The following is a 15,593-nucleotide window of genomic DNA, read 5'->3' on the forward strand; positions in this document are numbered from 1 at the left end:
TCAGTTTGCATTTCATCAATAGGTTTGGATCTAACTATACCATCAGACGAAAATTCGGGCCGGTGAAGTGCGTTTTGGGCCCCGGGAAAGCGCCAATGAAGAAGACCGTGCTCATTGTTGAGGATAACGAACTCAACATGAAGCTCTTCAACGATCTCCTCGAGGCCCATGGCTATGCGACCCTCAAGACCAGCCATGGCATCGAGGCCATGGAACTGGCCCGGGCTCACAAGCCGGATCTGATCCTCATGGATATCCAGTTGCCCGAGGTCTCAGGCCTTGAGGTGACCCGTTGGCTCAAAGCCGATGAAGAGCTGAAGTCGATTCCCGTCATCGCCATCACGGCGTTTGCCATGAAAGGCGATGAGGAGAGGATTCGGGAAGGCGGCTGCGAAGCCTATATGTCGAAGCCGATCTCGGTGGCCAAGTTTATCGCGACCGTGAAGACTTACCTTGAGGCAGACAGCCGTCCCGCATGACTTTAGCAAATCCTTAGCCGGATTGAGTCCGATGCCTGAGCAAGCGGATTCATCTCGTTGAGATACCTTCGCTTTAAAATTTTTGGGAAAATGCCGCTTTTTGGCCACATGGGCGCTTGCAACGCTCCATGTTTCCTATACGTTCGTCCATAGTTTCCGCCCCGAGCGGAAGAAATGCCCTACGGATGCTCAGGTCCGCCGCATCTCCTGGGACTTCGTGGGCTCGGCCAGCCTGGGAGCAGATCGTTGCCTCCTCAACGCTGCTCCCGGCTGGCCACCAATTTTTCCAACAAGGCGCCGCAAGGCGCCTTTTGTTTTGGCCAGAGGATCTCTCAGGCGGGTTCGGGTCGAACCTCCTGTTTCTCCAAGCGAATCAGTTACATATCTGTTTAAGCCAAGCTTGGCCTTAAGGAAATATCCCCTTAGGTAAGTCCCGCCCTCGGGCGAGGTGGGGTGCGGTTCAAATCCGAGCCTGCTAGCTTAGGGCAACACTTTCCAACGGGATGAGGGATCATGGACCATCGAACACCTTCCTTGCCGCCCAAAACAGCGCTGACCCGCTTCTCCGTCTCCCCCCTGTCCACGATGACCCGGCGCCTCGCCGATGTCGCGTCCGGCCGCGCACCCGCCGACCTCGTGATCACCGGCGCCCGTGTGCTCTCCACCTACAGCGAGCGCATCGCGCCGGAGCGCGAGGTCTGGATCGCCGGCGGACGCATCGCCGCCGTAAAGCCGGCCGGCTCCTACCGGCAGGTCGTGGGCACGCCGGGCCGGGTCTATGATGCCAAAGGCGGCACCATCGCGCCGGGGCTCGTCGATCCGCACATTCATATCGAGAGCAGCATGATCACGGCCTGCGCCTATGCGGAGGCGGCGCTGCTCAACGGCACCACTACGATCTTCTGCGACAGCCATGAGATCGGCAACGTTATGGATGCCGCCGGCATCGAGATGATGCTGGAGGATGCGCGCCACGCGCCGCTCTCGATCTTCCTCACGGTTCCGAGCACGGTTCCTGCAACGTCGCCGGAGCTCGAGACCGCGGGCGGCGACCTGACGCCCGAAAAGATCGCGGCGCTCTTCGACCGCTGGCCGGAGGCTGCGGCGCTGGGCGAGAAGATGGATTTCGTCCCCGTCACCATGGGCGACGAGCGCAGCCACGCGATCCTCGCGGCGGCTCTGGAGCGCGGCAAGCCTGTTTCTGGCCATATCTACGGCCGCGAGTTCGTGGCGGCCTATGCGGCGAGTGGCGTTACCGACACGCATGAGGCCATCGACAGGGATATCGCCGACGACCTGCTCGATGCCGGCGTGTGGATCTTCCTGCGCGGCGGCCCGCCGACGACACCGTGGCATTCGCTGCCCGAGGCCATCAAGACCATCACGGAGCTCGGCTCGTCGCACAAGCGCATCTGCGTCTGCACCGACGACCGCGACGCTGACGATCTCATGATGTTCGGCATGGATTGGGTGACGCGCGAGGCGCGCCGCGCCGGCATGAGCCGCGAGCAGGCCTGGAGCATGGGCTCGCTCCATCCCGCCACGCGCTTTGGCATGGAGGGCGAGATCGGCGGCCTCGGCGGCGGACGCCGCGCCGATCTCGTGCTGCTCAACGACGATCTCGACGTGCAGAACACCTGGTACGGCGGTGAACTCGTGGTGGAGGGCAAGAAGATCACGCCTGTGCTCGATGAGGCGCTCTCCAATCGCTACCGCTATCCGGAGAAGGCCTATCGCACGGTCCACATTCCGAGTGTGCCGAAGCTGATTCCTGATCTGCCGACGGAAGGTTGCACGGCCAACGTGATCCGCGTGGCGCTGCCGGGCATCGTGCTCTTCCATGACAAGGTACAGTTGCAGAAGGAGGAGAGCTGGGACGCGCTGCTCTCCAACAACGGCCTCACGTTCGTGACCGTCATCGAACGCCATGGCCGCACGGGCGGCAAGGGCGTGGCGCACGGGCTGCTGAAGGATTTCGGCCTGAAGAGCGGTGCCGTGGCGAGCAGCGTCGGACACGACTCCCACAACGTGATCGTGGCCGGCACCAATGAAGCCGACATGCGGCTGGCGCTTGAAACGCTCATCGAAAGCCAGGGCGGCGTCTGCGTAGTCGATCAGGGCCAAGTCGTCGCCATGGTGCCGCTGCCCATCGCGGGCCTTCTCTCCGACAAGCGGGTGACGGAAGTGGCCGAGGAAACCCGGGCCCTGAAAGCTGCATGGGAGAAGGCCGGCTGCAAGATTCCCTATATGGGCTTCAACCTGATCCCGCTCTCGGTGATCCCGGAGATCCGCATCACCGACAAGGGGCTGGTGCTGGTGCCGGAAATGAAACTGGTGCCGCTGTACGAGGGGTAAGGCTGTTTCCCCGTCATGCCCGGGCTAGTCCCGGGCATGCACGTCCTTTCCAGCAACTCTCTCTTGATGCGCGTCTTTTAGAGTCTGGTTCTCTCATTCTCATGATGTTTTAGAGGCCAAGTCGTCGGTTCGCGCGAGCAGATCGCTCAGGTTCTTCTGGAACTGCTCGAATGCGAATCCCAAGGCGAAGACCTGTCCGAACACCTTGCTCGAAAGCTGGTGGAAGAGCGCATCGGCCCGCAGGGCATCGGCATCGCTGGTGAAGGCTTCCAGTGCTGCCCGAAAGACTTCCTGGTCCGGCGGTTTCCTGCGGTGCCGCAGGGCTTCGGCGAGATTCAGGAGCAAGGTGCGCGTGGCCTGATGCAGGGTCGTAAGCGAGGGCCCGAGCCTGTCCAGAACCGGAGCGGGCAGGGGGCTGGACGCCGCGCGACCGATCATCACGAGGTCGTGGCGCACCCGGTAGAGCGTGCGGATGAGCGGCTCGGGATCAGGCGCCTCGGTGAGGTGAGTTCGCCGCTCCCGGGCCGCTTCCTCGGCGGCGGCCTCCGCTTTTTTGAGAGCTGAGCGGATCTGCGGATGGATTGACTGCAGGGCCGAGCGGCCTGATGGGCCGGCGGTCAGCTCGTCGATGAACACGGTGACGAGCTCCGCGTTGAGCGACACGACTCTGGCGGCGGCCTCCGTCATCAAGGTATGGGCCCGCGCCGGCAGCACGAACATGGCAACGGCCACACCGACGATGTTGCCCAGCATGATCTCCAGTACCCGGTCGAAAGCCGAGGCGAGGGGGCCGATGGCCTGCCCCGTGGGTGGCAGCAGCATGATGAGCGACGTGATCGGCGCCACGCGGAAGGCCGGCTTGACGGCCGCAAGCAGGGCCAGCGGGAACAGGGCCACGATGATGGCGAGCCCGAGGGTGGTTGCCGATCCGTGCGGGATGAGGGCGGCAATCACGCCGCCATAGATCGCTCCCGCGAGCGTACCGCTGAACCGCTCGATGGCAGCCTTGAGGGAGCCGCCGACGCTCGCCTGCATCACGACAACGGCGGTGATCACCGCCCAATAGCCCTGCGGCATGTTGAAGAAGCGGGTCACCGCATAAGCCAGGACGCCGGCGATGGTCACCCGCAACGCCAGCTTCAGCTCCGCGCCTCGCGCGCCGATGCGCTCAATCGCCCGCTCGATCCACCCAGGCAATGCCATGCGATTCTCCGGGTCCACACCGAACGATGCGTACTTCAAAGACTGGAGCATCGGATGGGTCCCAAAAGTGGAGGCCATTTTTGGGTCTAATGCTCTTGCGCCGAGCATAGAGGATGGTTCGCAGGATAGGCTACGGGAATGGCGCCGGGCCTGAGGGGTCTATTCGTTCGGCACGACCACGAGGTTCGTTCCGCAATCGTCGCAGATGCCGAGGCTGGGCGACGCGATCATCTGCGTCGTGCGGCATTCCGGGCAGCCCTTCAGAGCCATCCTGAGGGATCCTGTCATCCGATCGGCGCCTTGACGGTAAGCCTCACTTGCCTGGACGATTCTCTCGAACATGGCCGCCTCCCTTGTGGCGCCAGGATGCTGCGCCTCCTCGGCAGGCCCGTCAACGACGCTTCCTGGGTATTCAGGCCGGTTCCCGGTGTCCCGTCGTCAACATCGGTTCGAGATGTGTGACAAAGCACGCGACAACGGAGAACAGGCCGAAAAGAACGTGCGGCCAGAGCACCCGGTCGGCAAATCCGAACAGGAACGGAGAAGTTGCCAGCACGACCCCGCCGAGGCCGTCGAGGATCAGGTGCATCGGCATCGGCAGGATTTTCAGGATGCCGAGTTCGTAGGCCGTGAAAGCCGAATACAGGATAGCCCCCACACCGAATACGATCGCCATCCAGGTGGCGGCCGGCACATCCGCGAAGCCGAAGAGCCAAGGGCTCGCCAGAAGCGCGAGACCCCAGACATAGTCGATCACGCCATGCATGCGGGTGGGAAGAAAACGCATGACGATGCTCTCACGCCTGTGCAGCGCCTTGCGCGCCGCCAAGGTTCTGGGCGAGCCACTGAATGATGTCCCGGCTCTCCAGGATCGGCTCGCCATCCGCGACGAGGCAGGGCACCTGGGTCCTTCCGGTCAACTGCGTGAGTCTGTCCTTCGCGCCATCCATCTCGTTGACTTCCAGATATGCGATCCGGTCCTTCAATCCGCGCTCTTCGATGAAGTCGCGGACACGGGCCGAATAGGGGCAGGCCCATTTGTGGATGAGTTCAAGCTTCAAGGCTTTGTCCTTTCAGAGGCCGTTCGCCAACGTCAGGGGCGTGGGTCTGTTCCGTTGTGGGCGGTCTTGTGCAGGCTACAGTCCGCTCTACTTCGCCGGACGTCAGAGGGAGGATGCGGCAGCGCATGAGCAGGATCGAATGGCGGCAGGATCACGTGGCCGGTGTGCCGCTCAACCGCCATGTCGGCTTTGTCGGTTGCATTGAGGTCGGCAGCGTGGCCTATGACGGCAGCAACAGGTTTTGGATCTGGTCGACTCCGCTGCAGGAGGACGCTTGGGGTTATGGGCCCACGGAGCAGGCCGCCAGAGCGGCTCTCGAGTTCTGGCTTGCATCCTGGCTGGAGAACTTCCGGCCGTTCTTTCAGGCTGACGGCACGCCGCCAGCCTGACCGGTGTTGAATCTGCAGGCGTCAGACCCGCGTGCTGCGTCCGCGGCCGAGGAAGTAGAAGAGCAGGGCCGCAATGACCACGACCGCAACGATGATCCAGACCCAGTCCATGCCCTCGCCCGCGGCACCGCCAGGATTGGCCCCGGTGGTGGTTCCTGACGGAGAGGTGGTTCCGCCGCCGGGGGTGCCAGGTGTGCCGCCAGGCGATGTCTGGGCCATGGCGATGGCGCTCCAGACTGTGAGCATCATGGTCAACAGGGAAACCTTGAGCGTCTCGATCATCTGATCTCTCCTCGCCCCGATATCGGGCATAGGATCAACGTCCGCCCGCGATACCCCGTTCCGGAATTCTGGGCGCAGAGTGCATCGGAACAAGCGCGGCTCCGCCTCAGTTGTCGCGGCACGCTCTCTTCTTGAGACGAGGAACGGGCGGAAGAGGCTCATGACCCACGTTGTTCTGCTCGGCGACAGCATCTTCGACAATGGTGCATATGTGCGGCGCGGCGAGCCTGACGTGATCAGGCAGGTCCAAGAGAGGCTTCAGAACGACTGGAAGGCAACGCTCTGCGCGGTCGACGGAGCGATCACGACCGGGGTCCTGAGTCGGTTGTCTCGGGTTCCGTCGGATGCAAGCCATCTCGTCGTGAGTGTCGGCGGCAACGATGCCCTAGCCAGCAGCGGGATCCTGCGCGAACAAGCACGCTCCGTTGCCGAGGTGGTCGGCCGATTTGCAGCCGTGCAGGACGAGTTCGCCCGCAACTACCGCACCATGCTGGACCATATCCTCGCGCTGCGCCTGCCGACAGCCATCTGCACGATCTACGATGCCCGCTTCCCTGATCCCCAGGAACAGCGCCTTGTGGTGACGGCTTTGTCGATCTTCAATGATGTCATCACCCGAGAGGCCTTTACCCGACGGCTGCATCTGATCGATCTGCGCCTCATCTGTGACGAGCCGGACGACTACGCCAATCCCATCGAGCCCTCGGCGAAGGGCGGCGACAAGATTGCCGGGGTGATCGCCCAGGTGGTGGCCGGGAACACCATTTTTCCTCGTTCGCAGGTCTATGCACAATGAATGGTGCAGCCTCTTGAGGTTCTGGCGCTGCGGGAACTCCCGAGCGGCCGGTCCGTTCACTCGGTCTTTCGAGGGAACCCATCGACCATGAGGAGGCATGATGGTGCAGACGAATTCCCTGGCTCAGCGCATCGAGGAACTTGCCAGCTTCCTCGATCCCGTGGCCTTCGAACGCCACCAGGATTGCAGCCTCGCCAAGCGCCGCAAGGCGGCTTGGTGTGAGGCGGCCAACAGAATCACTGTTTCCAGGCTCGAAGCTTGAGGCATAACCAAGTCACTTGCGCTCCCGTGATCGGAGATTTCTGAACAAATCTTCAGGAATCTCTGTCGCCGCAAGCAGAGTAAAGCATTTATTGGCCAAGTTGCGAACCAAATTTCAAGTTGTGAATTGATTTGCCATTGAAGGGTATTTGCCGCTTCTCACGAGGTTGACCATGAAGAAGTTAGCATTACTGGCAGGCGTCGCCGTTATCACTGCAGGAAGCGTCGGAACGGCCGACGCCCAACACCGCTACTATCACCGCCATGGCGGATGGAACAACGGCGGTGCGGTTGCTGCCGGCTTGATCGGCGGTGCTGTCATCGGCGGGCTTCTCACCGCTGCGGCCACCCCATCCTATGCCTATCCCGGTTATGGTTACGGCTACTACCCGTACGGTGCTCCGGCTTACGGCTATCGTTACAGCTATGGTTATGGCTATCCGGCAGCTTACCCGGCCTATAGCTACCCGGCTTATGGCTACTACTCGGCACCCGCAACCCGGGTCGTCTACAGGCCCGCCCCCGTCTATCAGACTCGCGTTGTCTACCGTCAGCCAAGAGTGGCAACCCGTGTGGTCTATCGCGAGCCGCGCTACCGCACGCGAGTCGTCTATCGTGATCGCGACCGTCCAAGGGTCGTCCGTGCCTATCGCCGGGATGTGGTGAGCACCGGCTCGGTCTGGCGTCAGCGCCAAGCGGACCGAGTTCGTCGTCTCGAAGACACGCGCTCAAGCCGCTAGTGCTCAAAGGTGGTCTCACGAAGCCGCCTCCCACCGATCGATGGAAACGAAAAACCGCCCGATAGGGCGGTTTTTATGTGAGCAATCCAACTAGAAAGCGAAACATCTCATCTCGGCATAGTTGAAGTCGAAACCGACCAGATCGCGAGCAACCGTAAGCTCCGGTTTTTTTGAATGAACCCCTCTATTGTGCCGCTTTGCATGGTGCAGTGTTGGGCGCGAAAAACCGGATCTACTTTTGCGCACAACGCTATAGGCGTAAGCGCTGCTTCACCTGGAGAGGCAATCCTGAATGGACGTTGCATGTGCATATATTCTGGTCTTGGCTTAGGACCAGGATCACACCTGGCGGAGAAGCACGGGCGGGCTGGTGGGCAGATTTTCGCTCTCCATCGGTATCAAACCTTGCCTTCCCTTCCCTCCAAGAGGAGACGCCGTGCTGCTTGGCACACCTCTGCTCGAAGCATTGAACCGCATGTGCTACGGCGGCATCGTGTTGGACGCTGCCGGAGAGGTATTGACGATCAACCAAGCGGCGATCCGGCTTCTGCAAGAGAAACTCCCGAACAACCATCAGCACGACTACCCCAACTGGCGAGAGGCCCTCAAGGTGCTTCTCCGGTCCCAAACGTCAGTCCGCCTCACGCTCCAAGAACAGGCATGGGTCGTGGTTCGCCGGGACATGGCGGGGCAGAAGCCGCTCGTCCTGCATGCGGTCCCTCTCGGGAGCCATGTGGAGCCCGGCCCCAGTACGATCATAATCCTGATTGATCTCGATGATACGCCTCGGCCGACCGGGGAGGCGCTGCAAAAGATCTTTGGCTTAACCCCAACGGAAGCCAAGCTCGCACTGAATATTGCGTGCGGACAGAGCCTCGACGAGATCGCCAAGGATTACAACATCAGCATTGCAACAGCCCGCAAGCATCTTGCCTCGATCTTTGCGAAAACTCGTACGAACCGGCAGGCTGACCTGATGGCGTTGCTGGCCCGAGTGTCCATCCTACCGTGAGAGGGTAGTGGCAATGATCCGCGGAGGCTGGGGCAGCGGGGTCCAGTGAGTGGGCGTGCTCAGCAGATCACCATCTGGATGCTGCCAGACAGCGCAGTCGCCGTGGTGCATTCCGACCGCCAAGGTATTCCATGCCGGATGGAACAGCAGCACCGGGGTGCCATCACACGGAGCTGTCTCGATCGGCTGCCAGTCAGCGGTTGGAAACATGCCCGAGTCCGCTGCACCTGATGCAGCGCCTCCTATCGACGGACTTGCGACGATTTTGGCATGGGTTTGTGTGGCTGACATCCTTCAAATGAACCATTCCCTAGGGATTAGTCCTGCTCGGTGGGATGCCCTCGCGATAGCGCTGCGCAACATGCTCTCCTTAGCTCGCGCGGTGTGGAGCCGGCACAACAACGCCCCGGGACCTGGTGCCGTGCACGACTGGCAAAAAGGGATTAGTCTGGCGAAAATACCGAACATCTTATCTAAACGGATGATGCGGGTCTTCTGAGCCCAAGTACTCTTCTCATCAGAAGTGGCGTTTCGGCAAGCAATGATCGGCCCGATGATGGTCATACCCTTTGTGAGTGGTTGGGGCTCCCGCACCTCATCAGAGTAAACAGCTCAAACGAGTGAGGAAACCACAGCGAGAGCTAGTCATCGTCTTGTTCGACTGAGTGGTAGTCTCAAATTTCCAACCAGATATGACCGTGAAAGCTGCACAATAAAGCCAAAGACAAGGGAGGACGATTATGTCGGCTGTTCTGACGGCTGCGGGGGAAACTCGCGTCAACACCTTCACGGCCAATTCTCAGGAACAGCCCGCAATCACGGCTCTGGCTGGCGGCGGCTATGTCGTCACCTGGATGTCGGCCAGCCAGGACGGCTCAGGCTACGGCGTCTATGCCCAGCGCTACGGCGCCGATGGCACCCCGCTCGGTGGCGAAGTCCGCGTCAACACTTTTACGACCAGTGATCAATATCTCCCCGCGATCACGGCGCTGGCCGATGGCGGCTACGTCGTCACCTGGATGTCGGCCAGCCAGGACGCCCCCGGCTGGGGCATCTATGCCCAGCGCTACGGCGCCGATGGTACGGCTCTCGGAGGAGAAGTCCGCGTCAACACCACCACGGTCGACAGCCAAATGTATCCCGCGATCACGGCGCTAGGCGCCGGCTATGTCGTCACCTGGACGTCGTTCAACCAGGACGGCTCGGGCTGGGGCATCTATGCCCAGCGTTACGGCGCCGACGGCAGCGCGCTCGGCGGTGAGGTCCGCGTCAACACGACTACCGCCAACTCTCAGGAACAGCCCGCGATCACGGCTCTGGCTGGCGGCGGCTATGTCGTCACCTGGATGTCGGCCAGCCAGGACGGCTCGGGCTACGGCATCTATGCCCAGCGCTACGGCGCCGATGGCACCGCGCTCGGCGGTGAGGTCCGTGTCAATTCCACCACGGACAGTGATCAGATGTACCCCACGATCACGGCACTGGCCGATGGCGGCTATGTCGTCACCTGGATGTCCTGGAACCAGGACGGCTCGGGCTACGGCATCTATGCCCAGCGCTACGGTGCCGATGGCACCGCGCTCGGCGGTGAGGTCCGTGTCAACACCACCACGGCCGACAACCAATATTTCCCCGTGATTACGGCTTTGATCGGTGGCGGCTATGTCGTCACCTGGATGTCATCAATCCAAGATGGCTCGAGTTGGGGCATCTATGCCCAGCGCTACGGCGCCGACGGCACGGCGCTTGGCGGTGAGGTCCGCGTCAACACGACTACCGCCAACTCTCAGGAACAGCCCGCGATCACGGCTTTGGCCGATGGCGGCTTCGCCGTCACCTGGATGTCATTCAACCAGGACGGCTCGAGCTACGGCGTCTATAGCCGAACCTTTGCCAGCAGCGACTTTACCTCCTTCACCAGCGCTGTGGAGTTTGTCACCGGCACACCAGAGGATGACACCTATACCGTCAGCGACCCTGCTTTCCTCGTCGGCGACGATCTGGAGGGCAGCGGCGGGACGGATATCCTGCAACTGACTGCTGGCGTGTCTTTGGACCTGACAGCCATGAGCGGCCTCAGCGGCGTTGAGCGGATCGTCGGCGGGGCGGGCGACGAGGTTCTCGTCGTCTCCGATGCCCGCCTGGCGGAGGTCTCCAGCATCGACCTGCAAACGGGAACAGACACGCTTCGGGCCGGTGAAATGACCCTCGATCTGAGGGGTAAGACCTTGACCGGGGTCGAGCGCATCGTCGCCGGGCGAACCGAGGGCCTCACTCTCACGGTGGACAACTTCGCGACCGCTCTGCTGATGGATGCCGCAGACCGCAACATCACGATCATTGATGCCACTCAGGCATTCACCGCAACGCAAAGACAGCAGCTGTTCGACAAAGGGGTTGAATCTGTCGTGCAGGGATCGAGAGCCTACTATGCCGATGGCACAGTCCTGGTAGAAGGACTCGAGGTCCGCGCCAATACTACCACGGCCAGTGATCAGATGTACCCCGATATCACGGCTCTGGCCGATGGCGGCTATGTCGTCACTTGGATGTCATCAATCCAAGATGGCTCGAGCTGGGGCATCTATGCTCAGCACTACGGCGCCGATGGCACCGCTCTCGGCGGTGAAGTCCGCGTCAATACAACTACGGCCAGTGAGCAGATGTACCCCGCGATCACGGCTCTGGCTGGTGGCGGCTATGTCGTCACGTGGATGTCATCAGGCCAGGATGGTTCCGGCTACGGCGTCTATGCCCAGCGCTACGGCGCCGATGGCGGCACGCTCGGCGGCGAAGTCCGCGTCAACACTTTTACGACCAGTGATCAATATTTCCCCGCGACTACGGCTCTGGCCGGTGGGGGCTACGTCGTCACCTGGATGTCAGTGAACCAGGACGGCTCAGGCTGGGGCATCTATGCCCAGTGCTACGGCGCCGATGGCAGCGCGCTCGGCGGTGAGGTCCGCGTCAATACGACTGCAGCTAACTCTCAGGAACGGCCCGCGATTACGGCTCTGGCCGACGGTGGCTTCGCCGTCACCTGGATGTCAGTGGACCAGGACGGCTCAGGCTGGGGCATCTATGCCCAGCGCTACGGCGCCGAAGGCACACCACTCGGAGGCGAGCTGCGCGTCAATACCACGACGTTCAGCAATCAAATGTTCCCCGCGATCACGGCTCTGGCTGGTGGCGGCTATGTCGTCACGTGGATGTCATCAGGCCAGGATGGCTCCGGCTACGGCATCTATGCCAAGCGCTACGGCGCCGATGGCGCCGCGCTCGGCGGTGAGATCCGCGTCAATTCCACCACAGCCAGTGATCAAGCAAACCCAGCGATCACGGCCTTGGCCGGTGGCGGCTACGTCGTCACTTGGATGTCGATCAATCAGGACGGCTCGGCCTACGGCATCTATGCCCAGCGCTACGGCGCCGACGGCACACCACTCGGGGGCGAGCTGCGCATCAATACGACTACGGCCAACTCTCAGGAACAGCCCGCGATCACGGCGCTGGCCGATGGCGGTTTCGTCGTCACCTGGATGTCGCTCAACCAGGATGGCTCAGGCTGGGGTATCTACAACAAAGTCTTTTCCGGCACCCTGGCCAACCAAGCGCCGGTTGCGGACGCGGGCGGGCCTTACGCGATCGATGAAGGCGAGGCCGTGCTGCTGAATGCCGGCGCCTCCTATGATCCCGACAATGACGACACGATCGTTAGCTATGAGTGGGATCTCACCGGCGATGGGGCGTTCGATGCAACGAGCGCGACGCCGGAACTGACGCTCAGCGCGGCCCAGATCGAGGCTATCGGACTCAATCCCGGGACCTACACGATCCTCGTGCGGGTCACCGACAGCACCGGCAGCACGCATGACGACACCGCGTCACTGACGATCGCCAACGTGAACGACGCGCCGGTCGTCGTTTCTGGCATTGCCGACCAGAGCACGGCCGAGGATGCTCCCTACAGCTACGATGCGGCTCAGCATTTCGCCGACGATGATCTGGCCTACGGTGACAGCCTGACCTACAGCGCTTCGGGCTTGCCGGCCTGGCTCTCCATCGATGTCGTCACGGGCCAGCTGACCGGAACCCCGGAGAACGGCGATGTCGGAGCCTACGCGATCACGGTGACCGCCACCGATGACGCCGGTGCCAGCATCAGCAGCTCCTTCACCCTCACCGTCGACAACGTCAACGATGCGCCGGTGGTCAGCATCGAGCTTGCGGATCAGACAGCCAGCGAGGACGAGCCGTTCACCTTTGCGGTCCCGGAAAATGCCTTCACGGACGCCGACGGCGACACGCTCACCTACACGGCAACTCTGGCCAACGGCGATCCCTTGCCAGCCTGGCTCGCCTTCGATCCGATGGCCCGCACCTTCTCGGGCACGCCCGCACAGACCGATGCCGGCACGCTCAGCATCACGGTCACGGCCTCCGACGGCACGGCAACCGTCTCCGACACCTTCGATCTGGCGGTCGGCGCCACCAACGACACGCCGGTGGTGGTGAGCGAGATCGCCGATGCGGCCACGGCGGAAGATGCCGGCTACAGCTATGATGCCTCGATCCACTTCTCAGATCCGGACGGGGATGCGCTCACGTACAGCGCCACCGGCCTGCCGAACTGGCTCACCCTCGACACGGCTACTGGCATGCTCTCGGGCACCCCGGCAAATGCGGATGTGGGGCCATACACGATAACTATTACAGCCTCGGATGCGCAGGGCAGCGCATCAAGCGAGTTCGTGCTCACCGTCACCAACACCAACGACGCGCCGGTGGTCGCCACGGAGATCGCCGATCAGTCCACGAACGAGGATGCTCCCTACAGCTACAATGCGGCCCAGCACTTTGCTGATGACGATCTCATCCACGCCGACAGCCTGACCTACAGCGCCACAGGGTTGCCGGCTTGGCTCTCGATTGATGCGGCCACCGGCCTGATCACCGGCACGCCGGCGAATGCAGATGTCGGCTCGTACACGATCACCGTCACCGCCTCCGACGGCGAGGCCAGCGCCTCAAGCACGTTCGCGCTGGCTGTCGACAACGTCAACGATGAACCGGTCCTTGTGACCGCGCTTGCGGATCAGGCGGCCAGCGAGGACGAGCCATTTGCCTTCACCATCCCGGAGGATTCCTTCAGCGATGGCGACGGCGACACGCTCACCTACACGGCGAGCCTTGCCAATGGTGACCCCTTGCCGGCTTGGCTCGCCTTCGATCAGCTCACCCGCACGTTCTCAGGAACGCCAAGTCAGGCGGATGCCGGCACGCTCAGCATCACGGTCACCGCCTCGGACGGCACCACCTCGGCCAGCGACACCTTCGACCTGACGGTCGGTGGCACCAATGATGCCCCGGAGGTGGTGTCGCCCATCGTCGATACGAGCGCGGCGGAAGATGCCATCTACAGCTATGACGCTTCGACCCACTTCAGCGATCCGGACGGCGACAGCCTGGCCTACACGGTGACAGGCCCAAGCTGGCTGAGCATCGATGCTGCTACCGGCATTCTCTTCGGTACGCCTACCAACGGCGATGTCGGCGAGTATCAGGTCACTGTCATGGCCGAAGATCCGTCCGGCGCAGAGATCTCGATCTCTTATACAGTGACCGTCAACAATACCAACGACGCGCCAGTGGTGACCACCGAGATTGCGGATCAATCGACTGAAGAGGATGCTCCCTACAGCTATGACGCGGCCCAGCATTTTGCCGATGACGATTTGATCCATGGCGACAGCTTGACCTACAGCGCCTCGGGTTTGCCGGCGTGGCTGTCGATCGATGCCGCCACCGGGCAGATCACCGGCACGCCGGCGAACGAGGATGTTGGCGCCTACACCATCACGGTTACCGCCTCGGATGGCGAGGCCAGCGCCTCGAGTACGTTCGCGCTCAGCGTAGGCGGCACCAACGATGCGCCGGTGGTCAGCATCGAGCTTGCGGATCAGGCAGCCAGTGAAGATGCACCGTTCAGCTTCACGGTTCCGGAAGATGCCTTCACGGATGCCGACGGCGATGCACTCACCTACACGGCAACTCTGGCCAACGGCGATCCCTTGCCGGCTTGGCTCGCCTTCGATCCGATGACCCGCACCTTCTCGGGCACACCGTCGCAGGCGGATACGGGCACGATCAGCATCACGGTCACGGCCTCGGATGGTACGGGATCCGTCTCCGACACCTTCGTGCTTGATGTCGGCGCCACCAACGACACGCCAGTGCTGGTGAGCGAGATCGCCGATGCGGCCACCGCGGAGGATGCCGGCTACAGCTACGACGCCTCGATCCACTTCTCGGACCCGGACGGGGATGCGCTCACCTACAGCGCCACCGGCCTGCCGAACTGGCTCACCCTCGACACGGCTACTGGCATGCTCTCGGGCACCCCGGCAAATGCGGATGTGGGGCCGTACACGATCACCGTCACGGCCTCGGATGCGCAGGGCAGCGCATCAAGCGAGTTCGTGCTCACCGTCACCAACACCAACGACGCGCCGGTGGTCGCCACGGAGATTGCGGATCAGTCGACGAACGAGGACGCTCCCTACAGCTACAATGCCGCTCAGCATTTTGCCGATGCCGACGTGATCCACGGCGATGCTCTGACCTACAGCGCCGCCGGCCTGCCGGCGTGGCTGTCGATCGATGCCGCCACCGGGCAGATCACCGGCACGCCGGCGCAGGCGGATGTCGGCTCGTACACCATCACCGTCATCGCCTCGGATGGCGAAGCGAGTGCCTCAAGCACGTTCGCACTCACCGTCAACGATGTCCCGGATGAGACCGTCACTGCGACCGTGACGTTCCGGGACGGTCTTGGCGGCTACGCGGGCACGATCGACACGATGATCCGGCAGAATGCGCCCGGCGCGGGGGCCGGCGCCGCCACCACCCTCAGGGTCGATGCCGACGCCAATGCCGAGTACCAGACGCTGCTCGCCTTCACCAACCTGTTCGGCACCGGACCGGGGCAGATCCCGCCCGGCGCGATCATCACCTC

General features: G+C 62.4%; 13 protein-coding genes. 8 read left to right on the top strand and 5 right to left on the bottom strand.

Features of this window, described 5'->3' with window-relative positions; genetic code table 11:
- The first annotated feature begins 95 nt into the window (after positions 1–95).
- Both FHR70_RS14115 and FHR70_RS14120 read left to right on the top strand, forming a co-directional pair.
- Positions 96–479 carry a response regulator gene (locus FHR70_RS14115; protein WP_183451166.1) on the top strand — a complete coding sequence of 128 codons (384 nt, stop codon included), beginning with the start codon at positions 96–98 and terminating at the stop codon, positions 477–479.
- A 513-nt stretch (positions 480–992) separates the two neighbouring features.
- Entirely contained in the window at positions 993–2,834 is a 1,842-nt protein-coding gene (locus tag FHR70_RS14120; protein ID WP_183451168.1) for an adenine deaminase, read from the top strand.
- Between the two features lie 99 nt (positions 2,835–2,933).
- On the opposite strand, the gene FHR70_RS14125 is transcribed toward FHR70_RS14120, so the two are convergent.
- From FHR70_RS14125 to FHR70_RS14140, 4 genes are all read right to left on the bottom strand, one after another.
- Positions 2,934–4,037, bottom strand: a complete 1,104-nt coding sequence (locus FHR70_RS14125; protein ID WP_183451170.1) for an FUSC family protein — start codon at positions 4,035–4,037, stop codon at positions 2,934–2,936.
- Between the two features lie 159 nt (positions 4,038–4,196).
- Positions 4,197–4,379 carry a hypothetical protein gene (locus FHR70_RS14130; protein WP_183451172.1) on the bottom strand — a complete coding sequence of 61 codons (183 nt, stop codon included), beginning with the start codon at positions 4,377–4,379 and terminating at the stop codon, positions 4,197–4,199.
- Between the two features lie 70 nt (positions 4,380–4,449).
- Positions 4,450–4,824 (bottom strand): SPW repeat domain-containing protein, encoded by a 375-nt coding sequence (locus FHR70_RS14135; RefSeq protein WP_183451173.1) that lies wholly within the window; start codon positions 4,822–4,824, stop codon positions 4,450–4,452.
- A 10-nt stretch (positions 4,825–4,834) separates the two neighbouring features.
- Entirely contained in the window at positions 4,835–5,098 is a 264-nt protein-coding gene (locus FHR70_RS14140) for a glutaredoxin family protein (RefSeq protein ID WP_183451175.1), read from the bottom strand.
- 125 nt (positions 5,099–5,223) lie between these two features.
- Between FHR70_RS14140 and FHR70_RS14145 the strand changes: the two genes are divergently transcribed.
- Positions 5,224–5,487 carry a hypothetical protein gene (locus tag FHR70_RS14145; RefSeq protein ID WP_183451177.1) on the top strand — a complete coding sequence of 88 codons (264 nt, stop codon included), beginning with the start codon at positions 5,224–5,226 and terminating at the stop codon, positions 5,485–5,487.
- A 21-nt stretch (positions 5,488–5,508) separates the two neighbouring features.
- On the opposite strand, the gene FHR70_RS14150 is transcribed toward FHR70_RS14145, so the two are convergent.
- Positions 5,509–5,769, bottom strand: a complete 261-nt coding sequence (locus FHR70_RS14150) for a hypothetical protein (RefSeq protein ID WP_183451179.1) — start codon at positions 5,767–5,769, stop codon at positions 5,509–5,511.
- A 160-nt stretch (positions 5,770–5,929) separates the two neighbouring features.
- On the opposite strand from FHR70_RS14150, the gene FHR70_RS14155 reads away from it, so the two are divergent.
- The 5 genes from FHR70_RS14155 to FHR70_RS14175 form a co-directional block, all read left to right on the top strand.
- Positions 5,930–6,565 carry an SGNH/GDSL hydrolase family protein gene (locus tag FHR70_RS14155; RefSeq protein WP_183451181.1) on the top strand — a complete coding sequence of 212 codons (636 nt, stop codon included), beginning with the start codon at positions 5,930–5,932 and terminating at the stop codon, positions 6,563–6,565.
- Positions 6,566–6,665: 100 nt separating this feature from the next.
- A complete protein-coding gene (locus FHR70_RS14160; RefSeq protein WP_210277615.1) occupies positions 6,666–6,827 on the top strand; it encodes a hypothetical protein in 162 nt (53 codons plus the stop codon).
- Positions 6,828–6,999: 172 nt separating this feature from the next.
- Positions 7,000–7,566 carry a hypothetical protein gene (locus FHR70_RS14165; protein WP_183451185.1) on the top strand — a complete coding sequence of 189 codons (567 nt, stop codon included), beginning with the start codon at positions 7,000–7,002 and terminating at the stop codon, positions 7,564–7,566.
- Between the two features lie 436 nt (positions 7,567–8,002).
- On the top strand, positions 8,003–8,578 hold the full coding sequence (locus FHR70_RS14170; RefSeq protein WP_183451187.1) for a helix-turn-helix transcriptional regulator: 576 nt from the start codon (positions 8,003–8,005) through the stop codon (positions 8,576–8,578).
- Between the two features lie 740 nt (positions 8,579–9,318).
- Positions 9,319–15,593: putative Ig domain-containing protein (locus tag FHR70_RS14175; RefSeq protein WP_183451189.1), on the top strand; the 6,275-nt coding region annotated here is incomplete at its 3' end.

The organism is Microvirga lupini, assembly GCF_014191055.1.
Classification (GTDB): Bacteria; Pseudomonadota; Alphaproteobacteria; order Rhizobiales; family Beijerinckiaceae; genus Microvirga; species Microvirga lupini_A.